The sequence below is a fragment of the Stenotrophomonas sp. As-7 genome (genome assembly GCF_030291015.1).
Classification (GTDB): Bacteria; Pseudomonadota; Gammaproteobacteria; order Xanthomonadales; family Xanthomonadaceae; genus Stenotrophomonas; species Stenotrophomonas lactitubi.
Genome location: NZ_CP127405.1, coordinates 2,177,673 through 2,194,081, shown reverse-complemented (window position 1 = coordinate 2,194,081; position 16,409 = coordinate 2,177,673). Strand labels below are relative to the sequence as shown.

At 65.5% G+C, this 16,409-nt stretch carries 11 protein-coding genes; 3 read left to right on the top strand and 8 right to left on the bottom strand.

The features are described 5' to 3' along the window. Positions 1 to 115 precede the first annotated feature (115 nt). Both QP457_RS10185 and QP457_RS10180 read left to right on the top strand, forming a co-directional pair. Positions 116 to 1,792 carry a long-chain fatty acid--CoA ligase gene (locus QP457_RS10185; RefSeq protein WP_089240952.1) on the top strand — a complete coding sequence of 559 codons (1,677 nt, stop codon included), beginning with the start codon at positions 116 to 118 and terminating at the stop codon, positions 1,790 to 1,792. Positions 1,793 to 1,953: 161 nt separating this feature from the next. Further along, on the top strand, positions 1,954 to 2,826 hold the full coding sequence (locus QP457_RS10180) for a crotonase/enoyl-CoA hydratase family protein (protein WP_205405280.1): 873 nt from the start codon (positions 1,954 to 1,956) through the stop codon (positions 2,824 to 2,826). Between the two features lie 105 nt (positions 2,827 to 2,931). Here the strand turns inward: QP457_RS10180 and QP457_RS10175 are convergent, their stop codons facing one another. From QP457_RS10175 to QP457_RS10140, 8 genes are all read right to left on the bottom strand, one after another. Beyond that, the gene (locus tag QP457_RS10175) at positions 2,932 to 5,103 is read right to left on the bottom strand and encodes a response regulator (protein WP_100552448.1); all 2,172 of its coding nucleotides are present in this window, start codon (positions 5,101 to 5,103) and stop codon (positions 2,932 to 2,934) included. Beyond that, on the bottom strand, positions 5,100 to 6,245 hold the full coding sequence (locus tag QP457_RS10170; RefSeq protein WP_089240946.1) for a two-component system response regulator: 1,146 nt from the start codon (positions 6,243 to 6,245) through the stop codon (positions 5,100 to 5,102). Before QP457_RS10170 ends, QP457_RS10175 begins: the two co-directional genes overlap by 4 nt. Before the next feature lie 204 nt (positions 6,246 to 6,449). Continuing rightward, positions 6,450 to 7,961: a lysine--tRNA ligase gene (gene lysS, locus QP457_RS10165; protein WP_205405279.1), complete on the bottom strand. Its 1,512-nt coding sequence runs from the start codon at positions 7,959 to 7,961 to the stop codon at positions 6,450 to 6,452. 277 nt (positions 7,962 to 8,238) lie between these two features. Further along, complete coding sequence (locus QP457_RS10160; protein WP_205405278.1) at positions 8,239 to 9,879, bottom strand: acetolactate synthase large subunit; 1,641 nt, start codon at positions 9,877 to 9,879, stop codon at positions 8,239 to 8,241. A gap of 75 nt (positions 9,880 to 9,954) precedes the next feature. Next, positions 9,955 to 11,346 (bottom strand): NAD-dependent succinate-semialdehyde dehydrogenase, encoded by a 1,392-nt coding sequence (locus tag QP457_RS10155; protein WP_205405277.1) that lies wholly within the window; start codon positions 11,344 to 11,346, stop codon positions 9,955 to 9,957. Between the two features lie 665 nt (positions 11,347 to 12,011). Beyond that, positions 12,012 to 12,794: a helix-turn-helix transcriptional regulator gene (locus QP457_RS10150; protein ID WP_205406371.1), complete on the bottom strand. Its 783-nt coding sequence runs from the start codon at positions 12,792 to 12,794 to the stop codon at positions 12,012 to 12,014. Between the two features lie 99 nt (positions 12,795 to 12,893). Further along, a protein-coding gene (gene prfB, locus QP457_RS10145; protein WP_099818762.1) for a peptide chain release factor 2 occupies positions 12,894 to 14,019 on the bottom strand; the annotation gives its coding sequence in 2 pieces (ribosomal slippage) (positions 12,894 to 13,943 and positions 13,945 to 14,019; 1,125 coding nt in all). Between the two features lie 90 nt (positions 14,020 to 14,109). Continuing rightward, positions 14,110 to 14,952, bottom strand: a complete 843-nt coding sequence (locus QP457_RS10140; protein ID WP_205406392.1) for a LytTR family DNA-binding domain-containing protein — start codon at positions 14,950 to 14,952, stop codon at positions 14,110 to 14,112. 197 nt (positions 14,953 to 15,149) lie between these two features. Here QP457_RS10140 and QP457_RS10135 point away from each other — a divergent pair, with 197 nt between their 5' ends. Continuing rightward, a complete protein-coding gene (locus QP457_RS10135; RefSeq protein ID WP_205406372.1) occupies positions 15,150 to 16,361 on the top strand; it encodes an acyltransferase family protein in 1,212 nt (403 codons plus the stop codon). Positions 16,362 to 16,409 lie beyond the last annotated feature (48 nt).

The window sequence follows — 16,409 nt, the reverse complement described above, 5'->3', positions numbered from 1 at the left end:
GCCGCCACGCGGCAGGCCTCTTCGCGTTTTCCCTACGGGACGGTATGCTGCGGAGAGCGGTTCTGGCGGATACTGTCCGCGCCGCACCCATCATTACGTTTCCTGGAGGGGGAATATGAGTCTGGATCGTCCCTGGCTGCAGAGCTATCCGAAAGGCGTTCCCGCCGAAATCGACGTCAACGAGTTCCATTCGGTAGTTTCGGTCTTCGACGCCTCCGTCGCGAAGTACCGCGACCGACCGGCCTACTCCAGTTTCGGCAAGACCCTCACCTACGGTGAGACCGATGCCCTGGTCGAGCAGTTCGCCGCTTACCTGCTGGGCGAGCTGAAGCTCAAGAAGGGCGACCGCGTCGCCCTGATGATGCCCAACTGCCTGCAGTACCCGGTGGCGACCTTCGGCGTGCTGCGTGCCGGCCTGACCGTGGTCAACGTCAACCCGCTGTACACCGCGCGCGAGCTGAAGCATCAGCTGGTCGACGCCGGGGTGGCCGCGATCGTGGTGGTGGACAACTTCGGCGACACCGTCGAACAGGTCATCGCCGATACGCCGGTCAAGCATGTGGTCACCACCGGCCTGGGCGACCTGCTCGGCACCAAGGGCGTGATCGTCAACTTCGTGCTCAAGTACATCAAGAAGATGGTGCCCAACTACCATCTGAAGGGCGCGGTGCGCTTCAAGCAGGCGCTCAAGCTGGGCAGCCGCCACACGCTGCCGAAGGTCGAGATCGACCACGACGACGTGGCGTTCCTGCAGTACACCGGCGGCACCACCGGTGTGGCCAAGGGCGCGATGCTGACCAACCGCAACCTGATCGCCAACATGCAGCAGGCCTCGGCCTGGATCAGCGCATCGGGCATCGAGATGGGCAAGGAATGGATCATCACCGCCCTGCCCCTGTACCACATCTTCGCGTTGACGGCGAACGGCCTGGTCTTCATGAAGTTCGGTGGCTGCAACCACCTCATCACCAACCCGCGTGACATGAAGGGCTTCGTCAAGGAGCTCAAGTCGGTGCGCTTCACCGCCATCACCGGCGTCAACACGCTGTTCAACGGCCTGCTCAACACCCCCGGCTTCGACACCGTCGATTTCTCCTCGCTGAAGGTGACCCTGGGCGGCGGCATGGCCGTGCAGCGTGCGGTCGCCGAGCGCTGGAAGAAGACCACCGGCGTCACCCTGGTCGAGGCCTACGGCCTGACCGAGACCTCGCCGGCGGCCTGCATCAACCCGCTTACCCTGGCCGAGTACAACGGCTCGATCGGCCTGCCGATCCCCTCCACCGATGCCTGCATCAAGGACGACAACGGCAACATCCTGGCGCTGGGTGAAGTGGGCGAACTGTGCATCCGTGGCCCGCAGGTGATGAAGGGCTACTGGCAGCGCCCGGAGGAAACCGCCAAGGCCATCGACGCCGACGACTGGCTGCACACCGGTGACATGGCGAAGATGGACGAGCACGGCTTCTTCTACATCGTCGACCGCAAGAAGGACATGATCCTGGTGTCCGGCTTCAACGTGTACCCCAATGAAGTCGAAGACGTGATCGCGATGATGCCGGGCGTGCTGGAAGTGGCCGCAGTGGGCGTACCGGACGAGAAGTCCGGCGAGGTGGTCAAGGTGGTCATCGTCAAGAAGGACCCGAACCTGACCGCCGAGATGGTCAAGGAACACGCCCGGGCCAACCTGACCGGCTACAAGCACCCCAGAATCGTTGAATTCCGAAAAGAGCTGCCGAAGACCAACGTCGGCAAGATCCTGCGTCGCGAACTCCGCGATACGCCCGCCCCGTAAGGGTTTGCGGAAAGTTGAACGCGCTCAGGCCCGGGTCGGCAACGACCCGGGCCTTTTCGCGTGCGTGGGCCCGGGGCCGGTGTAGCATCGCCGCGTGAGTGGACCGTTCGGCCCGCCGGCCACCACCTTGATCTGCGGGCCGCACCGCCGAGGACCCTTCCATGAGTACCATCGAAAAGCTGCCCAGCAGCGGCTCGCCCTATGCCACCATCCGCACCCAGGACAGCGCCGACGGCGCCGCCCACTGGCTGTTCATGCACGCCGACGCCTCCACCGGCGTGCGTCCCTGCTGCCGCAAGGACATGCTGGACGAGATGTGGAGCTACATGAGCGCCATCACCCGCGGCCCGGCGCAGCGCCACAGCGGCGAGCTGCGCCATTTCGTGCTGGCCTCCGACGCCGCCGCCTACAACCTGGGCGGCGACTTGGACCTGTTCACCCGGCTGATCCGGGAAGGCAACCGCGACCTGCTGCTGACCTACGCCCAACGCTGCGTGGAAGGCGTGCACCACCTGCACACTGGCTTCGGCGGCGACGTCCGCTCGATCGCCCTGATCCAGGGCGACGCATTGGGTGGCGGCCTGGAAATGGCACTGGCCTGCCACACCATCGTGGCCGAGGAAGGCTGCGGCATGGGCCTGCCCGAAGTGCTGTTCGGCCTGTTCCCGGGCATGGGCGCCTATTCGTTCCTGTGCCGCCGGGTGTCACCGCAGCTGGCCGAGAAGATCATCCTCGACGGCCGTGTCTACAGCGCCGAGGAGATGCACGCGATGGGCGTGGTCGACGTGCTGGTCAGGAAAGGTGAAGGTCGCAGCGCAGTCGAAGAGATGATCCGCCAGCAGCAGCGCCTGCCGCAGTCGTACCTGGCAATGAATGCCGCGCGCAACCTGGCGCAGGCGGTCAGCTATGACGAACTGCTGGAAATCACCAAGGTCTGGGTCGATTCGGCACTGGCCCTGGGCGATCGCTCGCTGCGCACCATGGACCGTTTGATCAAGGCGCAGACCCGACGCGCCAATCTGGATGTGGCCTGATACGTTCCCCTCCCCCGCAGGGTTCAAGCCCGGCTGGCCACCGGGCTTTTTTTATGGGGCGCGCGAGCATGGGTAACCCGCCGCACAGGTCGGGCAGGCCCGGCGCTAGCGTTCGCCATCGTCGGCCACGCCACGTGCCTTGCGTTCGGCGCGCGCATCGAGTGCATGCCGGCCTTCCTTGATCGCCCCCTGCAGCACCGCAAGACGCTGCCGCCATTCGGCTTTCAGCTGCCAATCGGCCATCCGCATCAATTCACCGGCGCGGTTGGACGCGCGTATCAGGCCGAGGTTGCTGGCCACACCCTTGATCGCATGCGACTGCTCGCGGAAAGCGTCCCAGCGTGCCGCTTCGCCATCGCCTTCGGCCTTGCGCAGGCACGATTCGGCATCATCCAGGCACTGGCGGATGAACTCGCGTTCGAAACCCTCGCCCATTCCCAGCGACGCCAGTTCATCCAGCACGCCGGTATCAAGCACGCCATCGAGGTTGGTGACGGTGCGCACGATCGGCGGCGCACTGGACTTGAGCTGGGCGTTGTTGGCGATCTCGGCCAGGGTGTCCAGCAGGCGCACGGCCACCACAGGCTTGGCCAGGAACGCGTGTGCACCGGCCTGGGTACAGCGCTGGATCGCTTCGGGAGTAACGTCGGCGCTGAGCACCAGCACCGGCGTGCGCGGGCCGCCACCGGCCTGCATCACCCGCAGCTCCTTCAGCATGTCCAGGCCACTCATGCCCGGCATGTGCAGATCGACGATGGCCGCATCGAACTCGCTTTCAGCCAGTGCGTCGAGCACCGCCTCGCCACCATCGACGCACAGCACCTTGTGCCCGGCCTTCTGCAGAAGCCGCTGCAGCACCATGCGGTTGGCCTCGTGGTCGTCGGCGACCAGGATCTGCATGCTGCGCACCCGCGCGCGATGGCGCAGGAACGGGTCGGCGAACGCAATGACGTTGCCGCCAGCATCGGCTTCGTCGCCCGCAGCAAGGGTCGGCACCGCACCTGGGACCACCGGCTGCGGCGGCGCGAACGGCAGTTCCACCCAGAAGTGGCTGCCCTGCGGCGGGTTGTCCAGATACCCGATCTCGCCGTCCATCGCTTCGACCAGCCCCTTGGCGATGGTCGTGCCCAGGCCGGTACCTTCATGACGACGGGCCATGCTGACGTCGGCCTGCTCGAAGGCCTCGAACAGACGCGGGCGCATCGCCGGTGCGACGCCGATGCCGGTATCGAGAATGTCGAAGCGCAGCCGCACCCCACCCTGCGTGTCTGCATGGACAACGCAGACGCGGATCTCGACCCGGCCATGATCGGTGAACTTGACCGCGTTGCCGGCCAGGTTGAGCAGGATCTGCCGCAGATGCCCGACATCGCCGCGCAACGTCGGCGGCACGGTCTCGGCCACCTTCACCCGATAGTCCAGGCGCTTGGCCTTGGCCTGCGGCAACAGGATCAGGCCGATGGCCTGGATCACTTCGGAAAGAACGAAATCCTCGGCAACGACGCGCAGTTTGCCGGCCTCGATCGCCGAGATGTCCAGCACTTCCTCGACCAGCGCCAGCAGGCTGCGCGATGACGCCTGGATGGTACTCACGCACTCACGCTGCTCGTCGTCCAGGCGCGTGGTCGCCAATACTTCTGTCATGCCATTCAATCCATTGAGTGGGGTACGAAACTCGTGGCTCATGTTGGCCAGGAATCGACTCTTGGCTTCGCTGGCGCGCCGCGCCTCGGCCATCGCTTCGGTCAACTGCCGCAGCAGCGTGGAAAAATACAGGGGAACCGCCGCCAGGCCAAGCCACAGGCCGATGGCCAGGCGTGCGTTCTGCTGCCAGTACGGGGTGGACAGTGCGGTGCTGCCGAAGCTGACCATCGCCATCGCCACGGCCACATACAGGTAGTGGTTGCCGAAGCGCATGCCGTTGCCCACCGTCACCCACATCACCACGATGTAGACCCACGACAGTGGCTCACCCATCTGGATCATGCCGGCGGCGATCAGCCCGTAGTCGGCCAGCATGCCCAGCACGCGCCGGGGATCGGAGCGCTGCGGTCGCCACAGCAGCCAGCCGAACAACAGCAGCGACAGGCTCAGGCCGGTCAGCACGATCGCCAGCACACCGACATACTGGCTGTGCGGCAGTTCATGCCGTGCCGAAGGCAGCAGCACGTACGCCAGGATCAGGCTGATCAGGATGATGCGGACGATCTGCTGTCCGTGCTCGCTGTCCTGTCGCTGGGACAGGCGCAGCCGCAATCGCGACAGCAGGCGTTTCACGCGCCCAGTCCCGGCCGTGCAGAGGCGATGGAGTGCTCGGCGCAGATCTGTTCCAGCTGCTCGCGGCCGCGCAGCAATGCATCCACGCAACGCGGATCGAACAGACGCCCACGCTGGGCGTACAGGTAGGCCATGGTGGCTTCCATCGTCCACGCTTCCTTGTAGGGGCGTGGCGAGATCAGCGCATCGAATACGTCCGCCACGGCGACGATACGCGCCTCCAGCGGGATCGCGTCGCCGACCAGGCCATCGGGATAACCGCTGCCGTCGTAGCGCTCGTGGTGACGCAGCGCGATCAATGCACCGACCTGGATGAAGCGGTTCTGGCTGCCACTGAGCAGCTCATGGCCAATGCGCGGATGCCGACGCATGATCGCCAGCTCCTCATCATTGAGCTTGCCCTGCTTGAGCAGTACCGCATCGGGAATGGCGATCTTGCCCATGTCATGCAGCGGCGCAGCCATTTCGATCAGCTTGACGTCGTCTTCCGGCAGGCCCAGCTGCTCGGCAATCAGGCCCGCCACGCGCGCCATCCGTTCAAGGTAGGCACTGGTGCCGGCATCACGGAACTCGATCGCACGTGCCAGCCGCGAAAGCGTCTCGCGCTCGCGCTCCTCCACCTCATGCATGCTGGCCAGCAGCCGCTGCTCCAGTGACAGGGCGCGCTGCTTCACGTTCTCGGTCTGCTGGCGCAACTGCAACAGGTTGTAGCAGCGTGCGCGCAGCTCGCGCGGGCGGATCGGCTTGACCAGGAAATCGATCACGCCGGCTTCGAGCGCCGCCTGCCGGATCGGCTCGTCGCCGACCACGGTGATCAGGATTACCGGGATATCGCGATGCTTGGGCAGCCGGCGGAAGCGGCGGGCGAATTCCAGCCCGTCCATCTCCGGCATGCGGTAATCGAGAAGCAGCAGGTCGACCGGATACGATTCGCACCATGCCAACGCGGTCAACGGATCGCCGAAGTCATGCACGCTCAGTTCCGGCGCGATGTCTTCGATGACGTGACGAAGCATCGTCCGTGCGGAAGTCTGGTCATCGACGATGACGATGTTCAAGGCGTTCTCTGCCTGCTTTCTCGACCATGCTGAAAGGTCAGCGGGCGAGGATACCCCGCCGCTGTGCACGCTGGCACCCTGCATCGGCTCGACTCCCGTCACAAGCTCCCCGATTCATGATCGTCGTCACAATGTGAAGCGGATTCTCCACATTGCGGCCTCCCCTGACGCCATCAAGCCATAGCCAGTGTCAAGGTTGTGCAATAACGATACGCCGAGTGCGGGACGCGTCAATCGCGCCGTCTCAAACCGAGACGGCGCGCACAAACAGACGCCGAAAAACGCCGATTACTGCTCCGGACGCATGTACGGGAACAGCAGTACGTCGCGGATCGAGCTGCTGCCGGTCAGCAGCATCACCAGGCGATCGACGCCGATGCCAAGGCCACCGGTCGGCGCCATGCCGTACTCCAGCGCACGGATGTAGTCGGCGTCGTAGTGCATGGCCTCGTCGTCGCCGCCTTCCTTCGCCGCCACCTGCGCCTGGAAGCGCTGGGCCTGGTCTTCCGGGTCGTTCAGCTCGGAGAAGCCGTTGGCCAGTTCCTTGCCGTTGACGAACAGTTCGAAACGGTCGGTGTAGCCCGGATCGTTGTCGTTGGCGCGGGCCAGCGGCGAGACCTCCACCGGGTGATCGGTGATGAAGGTCGGCTGGATCAGGGTGTGTTCGACGGTGGCTTCGAAGATCTCAAGCAGCAGCTTGCCCCAGCCGTAGGACGGCTTGACGCGGATCTTCAAGCGCTCGCAATGGCGCAGCAGCGCATCACGGTCGGTGCAGTCGGCAGCGGAGATTTCCGGGTTGTGGTGGCGTACCGCCTCGTCCATGCGCCAGCGGCGGAACGCCGGGCCCAGGTCGATGTTGGCGCCATCCCACTCCACCGTGGTGGAGCCGTTGACCGCCTGCGCCACGTCACGGATCACGCCTTCGGTCAGGTCCATGATCTCGTTGTACGTGGCATACGCCTCGTACAGCTCCATCATGGTGAATTCCGGGTTGTGGCGGGTGCTGACGCCTTCGTTGCGGAAGTTGCGGTTGATTTCGTAGACGCGCTCCAGGCCACCGACGGTCAGGCGCTTGAGGTACAGCTCCGGCGCCACGCGCAGGTACAGGTCAAGGTCCAGCGCGTTGTGGTGGGTGGTGAACGGCTTGGCCGCCGCGCCGCCGGGGATGTAATGCATCATCGGCGTCTCGACTTCGAGGAAGTCGCGGTTGTCCAGCCATGCACGCATCGCACGGATGATCTTCGAGCGCTTGATGAACACCGCGCGCGACTCCGGCGTCACGATCAGGTCGACATAGCGCTGGCGGTAGCGCTGCTCGACGTCGGCCAGGCCGTGCCACTTGTCCGGCAGCGGGCGCAGCGACTTGGTCAGCAGGCGGATAGACTCGGCCTTGACCGACAGCTCGCCGGTCTTGGTACGGGTCAGGCTACCTTCGACCGCAATGATGTCGCCCACGTCCCAGCCCTTGAAGGCGGTGTAGGCATCGCCCAGCACGCTACCCTGCAGGAACAGCTGGATGCGACCGGACTCGTCCTGGATCTGGGCGAAGCTGGCCTTGCCCATGACCCGCTTGGCCATCAGGCGACCGGCCATCTTCACCTGGCGGCCGTTGCCTTCCAAGGTTTCGGCGGTCCACTGTTCCGCATCGGCGAATTCTTCCTGCAGGCTGCCGGCGAAGTCCTCGCGACGGAAGTCGTTCGGGTACGCGATGCCCTGCCCACGCAGCGCTTTGAGTTTCTCACGGCGCTCGGCGATCAACTTGTTTTCGTCGACGGGGGGGGTATCGGTAGCTTCGCTCATGGATCTGCGGGAATCGTGTAGTGAGGGGGAGTCTTGCGCCCGGCACAGCCGGTTGCCCAGCATACCAAAAGCGCCCTGCCCCGGCCTCCGGATGGCCCCTCCCCGGCCTTGGGCCGCCCCTGCTCCGGTAGCCGCCAACCTTGGTTGGCGATTCATCGTGTGTCGACCAAGGTCGACACCTACCGGATATCGCGGCACCGACGCCCTGGTAGCCGCCAACCTTGGTTGGCGCCCCCGTGTCGACCAAGGTCCACACCTAACGGGCCATGCCCCGGATTCACCCGTTCCCGGGGAACGCCTGCCGCAGCTCGTCCACCAGCACCCGCTGGTTCTCCGAATAATCAATCGGCACCGACACCAGATGCACGCCACCCGCCGTGAACGCCGCTTCCAGCGTCGGAATGAACTGCTCGATCGCGGTCACCTCGTGTCCCTGGCAGCCATAGGCTTCGGCGTATTTGACGAAGTCCGGATTGCCGAAGGTCATGCCGTAATCGGCGAAGCCGTCCACCGCCTGCTTCCAGCGGATCATCCCGTAGGCACCGTCGTTGAGGATCAGCACCACCAGGTTCAGGCCCAGCCGGCGCGCCGTCTCCAGCTCCTGGCTGTTCATCATGAAACCGCCATCGCCACATACCGCCAGCACGCGGCGCTGCGGGTACAGGATCGAGGCCATGATCGCCGACGGCAGGCCCGCACCCATCGTCGCCAATGCGTTGTCCAGCAGCAGCGTGTTCGCCACCTGGGTACGGTAATTGCGCGCAAACCAGATCTTGTACATGCCGTTGTCCAGCGCCACGATGCCATCCGGCGGCATCACCTGGCGCACGTCATGCACCAGCCGTTGCGGGGTGAAGCCGGCCTCTTCGGCACGATCGGCGATGTGCTCCAGGATCGTCGCACGCAGCGGCAGCAGTGCCGCGGCGTTGTCTACGTTGCCTTCGATACGGTCGGCCAGCAGGGTCAGCGAGCGGCCGATATCGCCGATCACCTCTACCTGCGGGAAGTACACCTGCTCGACCGCAGCCTGCGAATAGCCGATATGGATGACCGTGCGGCCACCCGGGCGCATCACGAACGGCGGCTTCTCCGTCACCTCGTGGCCAATGGTCACGATCACGTCGGCCTGGTCGATGGCCATGTGCACGTAGTCGCGCTCGCTCAGCGCCGCCGTGCCCATGTACAGGCCCGAGCCGCCGGCGACTGCGCCCTTGCCCATCTGTGTGGTGACGAACGGAATGCCGGCGCGCAGCACGAAGGCCGACAGCGCCTCGCTGGACTGCGGCCGCGATGCCGCCGACGCGATCACCAGCAGCGGCCGCTTGGCGTCGCGGATGATCTGCGCCGCACGATCCAATGCCTCGGGGCTGGCAATCGGCCGATCCACCGGGTGTGGCGGGATCATTGCGACGTCCTCGACCTCCATTGCCGCGATGTCCTCGGGCAGTTCCAGCAGCACCGGGCCGGGGCGCTCTTCCAGGGCGGTGCGGAACGCCTCGCGGACGATGGTCGGGATGGTGCGTGCCGAGACGATCTGCCGTGCGGACTTGGTCAGCGGCTTCATCGTGCTGACGATGTCGACGATCTGGAAGCGCGCCTGCTTGCTGGCAACGATGCCCTTCTGCCCGGTGATCATGATCACCGGCCACGCACCGAGCAGTGCATAGGCCGCACCGGTGGTGAAGTTCAGTGCGCCTGGGCCGAGCGTGGCCAGGCAGACGCCCGGCTTGCCGGTCAGGCGACCATAGGTAGCAGCCATGAACACGGCAGCCTGTTCGTGGCGGGTGATGACCAGCTCGATGCTGGAGTGGCGAAGCGACTCGACGACATCGAGGTTCTCTTCACCGGGAATGCCAAAAATGCGCTCGACGCCCTCGTTTTCGAGTGCGGCGACGAGCAGATCGGAACCCTTGGACATGGAATGGCGTCCTTCTCGCAATGCGTGATGATGGAACGTTGCAGGGATGCTGACAGCAAGCGTGGATGGCCCGCGTCAACGGCGGTCGAACCACACGGTCTGCGCGTTGACGAATTCACGGATACCGAAGTGCGACAGCTCGCGGCCGAAGCCACTTTTCTTCACGCCGCCGATCGGCACGCGCGGATCGGAGGCCGAGAAGCCGTTGACGAACACGCCACCGGTCTGCAGACGGCGTGCCAGCTGCATCGCACGGGCGTGGTCGCCCGTCCACAGATTGCCGCTGAGCCCGAACTCGCTCTGGTTGGCCAGCTCCACCGCATGGTCGGCATCGCGCGCACGGCTGATCGACGCCACCGGCCCGAAGGTCTCGGTATCGAACGCCTGCATTCCCGGCTCGACGCCGGCCAACACGGTGGGGGCATAGAAGCTGCCGGGGCGATCAAGCTGCTTGCCGCCCACCAGCAGCTGCGCACCGGCCTCGACGGAGGCGCGTACCTGCGCATCAAGCTGTTCAAGCAGATCCTGCCGGGCCATCGGGCCGATCCGGTTGCCGGCTTCGCGGCCATCGCCGACGGTCAGCGCCTGCACACGCTCGCAGAACAGCGCCACGAAACGCTCATACACGGCTTCTTCGACGATGATGCGCTTGCCGGCAATGCACACCTGCCCGGTGTTCTGGAACCGTGAGGCCACGGCGGCATCGACCGCGGCCTCCAGGTCGGCGTCGGCCAACACGATGAACGGATCCGAGCCACCCAGTTCAAGCACCACCTTCTTCAGCGCCTGCCCGGCCTGCGCAGCGATGCTGCGCCCGGCGGCGACGCTGCCGGTCAGGGTCACCGCCGCGATACGATCATCGGCGATGGCGGCACTGGTGCCCTCGCGGCTGATGTTGGCGGCGATGAAGGTTCCCTCCGGCAGGCCCGCATCGCGCCACGCAGCGGCGAGCAGCGCGGCGGTGCCGACGATGTTCTCGGCCGGCTTCAGCAGGAAGCCATTGCCGCCCATCAGGATCGGCACGGCCGCGCGCATCACCTGCCAGTACGGGAAGTTCCACGGCATGATGCCGAGCACCACGCCCAGCGGCAGGTAGGAGACATAGGCCTTGTTGTCGGCCACTGACGTCGGTTCGTCGCGCAGGAACGCCGCGCCGTTGTCGGCGTACCAGTCGCACAGCACCGCGCACTTCTCGATCTCGGCCAGCGACTCGGCGTGGACCTTGCCCATCTCGGCGGTGGCCAGCGCGGCCAGGGGCTCGCGGTCGCGACGCAGCACGGCTGCCATCGCACGCAGCACGTTCGCGCGTTGCTCGAGTGACTGCGCACTCCAGGCAGCAAAGCCGGCCTGTCCGCGATCAAGGATCGCTTCCAGTTCGGCGGCAGTGGCGAAGGGGTGGCTGGCGATCTGCTGGCCGGTGGCCGGATCACGGGAAATGGCAGCGGGGGCTGCGGGGGAAGCGGACATGCAGGTCTCCTGTTGTCTCGACAACGGGCGGCTGCCCGTTTCCTGACAAGGAATGTGGACCCGATCGGCAAAGGCAACAAGGCGTCTGTTTATCCTGTGACCTGCACTTACCTGCCTGAATGGGGTTGGGGTTATCGGCAGGGCTGCGCCCTGCACCTGCCGAATCAACGGCAACAGCCGAAACAACAGCAGAAGCTGGTTTCCTGAGGGATGGCGGGGTGGGTCCGGCTGCGGGGGACGCTGCAAGTACGTCCATGTAAGCTCGGTCGCGCCATCCATGGCGCTCACGCCCCCGCAACCGGACCCACCCCGCCTTCGACAATTTCCCGCTGCTGTTGGTAGGTGTCGACCTTGGTCGACACAGTAGATCCACGCCATGCGTGGATGCTCTTCGTTCAATTGTCGAAATATTCGATTTCGATGGAGATCCATCCACGCATGGCGTGGATCTACCCGATCGCGGGGATCTGTCAGAGGTGGGGCGGTGTCGGATTGCGGGGTGTCCGCGGCATGGATGCCGCGGCCAAGCCCCCATGGATGGGTTCACGGCGTCCCCGCAATCCGACACCGCCCCGCCAACCCACGGATAGCCCGCTGTTGCTGTTGCTGTTGCTTCGGCTCTGGCCTCTGCAGGTGCAGGGCTGCAAGCCCTGCCGAACAACCCCTTACCTGCGCGGCAGGTAGGTCACCAGGGACAGGTCATGCCGGCTCTCCGGCACCAGCGCCACGTACTGCAGCTCCAGCAGCCCGCGCGTGGGATGGTTCAGCTTCTTGGCACCTTCGTCGAAACGACGGACATCGTGCTCCGGCCACCACTCACGGAACTGTTCGCTGTGCGTGCCGATGTCCTCGGCCAGCGCCAGGAACGGCGCCTTGTCCGGCGCCTGCGCCATCGCTGCGCGGAAGCTGGCCAGCAGGCCGCGGGTCATTTCTTCCCAGTTGAGGATCAACGTTCTGTACGGCGGATACAGGAACATCAGCCGCAGCGTATTGCGCTCATGCGGCGCCAACTGACCATAGTCGACAAACAGATCGGCGACGGCCGGATTCCACGCCAGGATGTCGAAACGGGTATTGCGCACGTAGGCCGGGATCGGCTGCATCGCCTCCACCAGCTGCCGCAGGCCGTCGGTCACCGTCTCGTCGGGCGATTCCAGCGGCACCCCGTAGCCGGACAGCGCGAACGCGTAGGCGCGCTCGTCGTCGCTCATCCGCAGCACCTGCGCCAGGCGCTCCAGCACCTCGGGCGAGGCACGCACTTCGCGGCCCTGCTCGATCCAGGTGTACCAGCTGACGCTGACCCCGATCGCCAGCGCGACTTCCTCGCGCTTCAGGCCCGGCGTGCGCCTGCGTCCCGCCGGCAGCCCCAGTGTTGCTGGCTCGACCCGCGCGCGGCAGGCCTTGAGAAAGCCACCCAGTTCCTTGCGTTCGGCTTCACTGCGCATCATCACCCTGCCCTGCAGGTTTCAACGGCATTGCGGGACGCCGATGACGTCCTGCAACGCAGGGCCCGGGCAGCGGACGGTACCGCTGTCGCCGGGCACGCATCAGGCATCGATGCGCTTGGAGCCAACCGCCAGGCCGGCCTTCAGGCTGGCCTCGACGAATTCGTCCAGGTCACCATCGAGCACCTTCTGTGTATCCGAACGCTCGATGCCGGTGCGCAGGTCCTTGATACGGCTCTGGTCGAGCACGTAGTTGCGGATCTGGCTGCCCCAGCCGATGTCGGACTTGGTGGCTTCCACCGCATCGCGCTCGGCGTTGCGCTTCTGGATTTCCAGCTCGTACAGCTTGGCGGCCAGCATCTTCATCGCGTTGTCGCGGTTCTGGTGCTGGCTGCGGCCGGTCTGGCAGGCCACGACCGTGTTGGTCGGGATGTGGGTAATACGCACCGCCGACTCGGTCTTGTTGACGTGCTGACCACCGGCACCGGACGAGCGGTACACGTCGGTACGCAGATCGGCCGGATTGATGTCGATTTCGATGTTGTTGTCCACTTCCGGCGACACGAACACCGAGGTGAAGCTGGTATGGCGGCGGTTGTCCGAGTCGAACGGCGACTTGCGCACCAGGCGGTGCACGCCGGTCTCGGTCTTCAGCCAGCCATAGGCGTAATCACCTTCCACGCGCAGCGTGGCCGACTTGATGCCCGCGACGTCGCCACCAGACACTTCCATCAGCTCGGTCTTCCAGCCACGCGATTCACACCAGCGCAGGTACATGCGCAGCAGGATCTCGGCCCAGTCCTGGGCTTCGGTGCCACCGGCGCCGGCCTGGATGTCGACGAACGCCGGGGCGGTGTCCATCTGGCCGGAGAACATGCGCTGGAACTCCAGCTTCTCCACGTGCGCCTGGTGCTTGTCCAGGTCGGCCACCACGGCCAGCGCGGTGTCCTCGTCCTGCTCGGACTCGGCCAGCTCCAGCAGTTCGGTGGCGTCGCTCAGGCCTTCCAGCACCGCGGCGATGCCGCCCACGGTCTTTTCCAGGGTCGAGCGCTCTCGCCCCAGGTTCTGGGCGTACTCGGCGTTGTTCCAGACGTCGGGGCTTTCCAGCTCCCGCGTTACTTCTTCAAGACGCTCTTTCTTGGCGTCGTAGTCAAAGATACCCCCGGAGCGACAACACGCGATCGGTCAGATCGGCGATGCGCTGGCGGACAGGATTCAGTTCGATCATGTCGGCGGTCATACATTCAAAAGATGACTGCAAATGATACCGCAGGCCGGGGTGAACCGGCGCAGAAGCCGGTCCCGCTCTGCCACGCCCCTACCCGCCCAAGGCCTGCCGCAGCAGCGGCAGCTGGCGCCGGCTGCACGGCACGCGGGCCCCGTCAGCCATGTGCAGCAAGGCCTCGCCGCCATCCAGCGGCTCAATCGAGCGCAGCTGGTCACGATTGACCAGCCAGCTGCGGTGGCTGCGCAGGAACAGGACCGGGTCCAGCCGCGCTTCCAGCACCGCCATGGTGATCCGCAGCGGGTAGTCATGGCCGCGCACCCGCAGGTTCACGTAGTTGCCGGCGGCCTGGGCGTACTCGACATCGGCCGTGGCCACCAGGAACTCCTTGCCCAGCTTGCGCACCAGGAAATGGTCGGGACGATCGACCGGCTCGACCGGCGGGCCCTCATCGGGGGCGGCGAGCAGGGTCGCTTCGCCCTGTCGGCGACGACCGAACCAGGCCACGGCATGTACCGCCGAGACCAGCAGCGCGTAAGTCTGGATATCCTTGAAGAACTCATAGAACCATTGCGTCGGCCAGTCACCGAAGGTGTAGTGGCTGCCAAGCAAGGTGTGCGCGGCCTTGCGCAGCAGGACCATCCCACTCACGTGCAGCAGCCACCACGCGACCGCACCCAACAGGTACGGCATCAGCCACTGCCGCCAGGTGTCGGCGTGCAGCGGCCAACGCGAGGCGGCGCGGATCAACAACACCAACAGCAGCAGCGACACCAGCGCACTGCTGAATTCATCGATCGTCACCGCCATCCAATGCGGCGGCAGTTCATCACGCGCCGCCATCATCACCTTGGCCAGCACGTTGGCCGCCGCCGTCCCCAGGAAGAGTACGACCCAGAACACGGCTACCTGCCGTCCTTGCCTGCTGCTGCCCATTGGTTCGCCACGCACTTGCGGGTCCTGCTGGTTGTGCTCGTCCATCACTGGATTATCGCCAACCACAGCCCCGGTGACGTACCCCATTCGTCCCCCAGCCCCGCCATTGGGCCCTGCGGGACATCCAGCTACCCCCTCCTGATGGTGACACCGCGGCAGGTCTTCCACCCTGCAACGACACCAACACGGATAGCGCCATGACCCGCCGCCACGATCTCGACACCCTGCGCATCGGCGCCTTCGGGCTGCTGATCCTCTACCACGTGGCCATGGCGTACGTGGCCGGATGGGACTTCCACCTCAAGAGCGCTCACACGGCCGGGTGGCTGCAGTGGCCGATGATCGCGCTGAATCGCTGGCGCATGCCGCTGCTGTTCGCCATCTCCGGCATCGCACTGGGCCTGTGCCTGCCCGCGCACGGCCGTTGGCAGTTTGCGTTGCGGCGCAGCTGGCGCCTGTTGTTGCCGCTGCTGTTCGGCATCGTCGCGGTCGTCTCGCTGCAGGCCTACTGCGAGGCGGTGGACAAGGGCGACGTCACGCCGGGGCTCGGCGCCTTCCTGTGGCGCTACTGGCAATTCCGGCCGTGGCCGGGAGCCAGCTTCAGCGGTGCAGCCTATGGCTTCACCTGGAACCACCTGTGGTACCTGGCATACCTGATCCCCTACACGCTGCTGACGATCCTGTTGGCCAGCGTAGTGCGGCCGCTACGCCACCGCCTGCCGGGCCTGCATCTTCGCGACCGTTGGATCGTCACGCTGGGCCTGCTACTGCCGGTGCTGTGGCTGGCGTGGGCACTGCTGGTCATCCTGCCCACGCATCCGCCAACCCATGCGCTGGTCGATGACCTGTATGTCCACGCCGAATCGCTGCCCCTGTTCCTCGGCGGCTTCCTTGCAGCGCGCTGGCAGCGTGGATGGGACCTGCTGGTGCGTGGCCGGCGGTTGACCCTGGTATTGGCCGTGATCGGGCTGACTGTCGAACTGGGCATCCGCGCACTTGCCCGGATGCCCGATGTTGGCGATCTGCCGGAATGGGTACTGTCGCTGCCATGGGCGCAGACCGAGCGCGTCGGCCGCGCGATGTACACCTGGTGCGCCCTGCTGGCCATCTTCGGCTGGGCGCAGGTCCTGCTTGCGCGGCCATGGCGTGGCCTGGGCTACTGCCGCGAGGCGGTCTTCAGCTGGTACATCCTGCACCAGACCGTGCTGATCGTACTGCTGTACTGGCTGCGGCCCCTGCAGCTGGGCGCTTGGCTGGAGCCGGTGCTGGTGATCATCGGCACCGTCATCGGCTGCCTCTTGATCCACGAACTGCTGGTGCGCCGAGTGCGCTGGCTGCGGCCGCTGTTCGGGCTGCGTGCCGATCCACCAGAGTCACCGATCACACGCGCCGCAACAGCACGGTTGTAGAGCCGAGCACAGGCTCGGCTCTACAGCGAAGCAGTCGAGCCAGCTCGA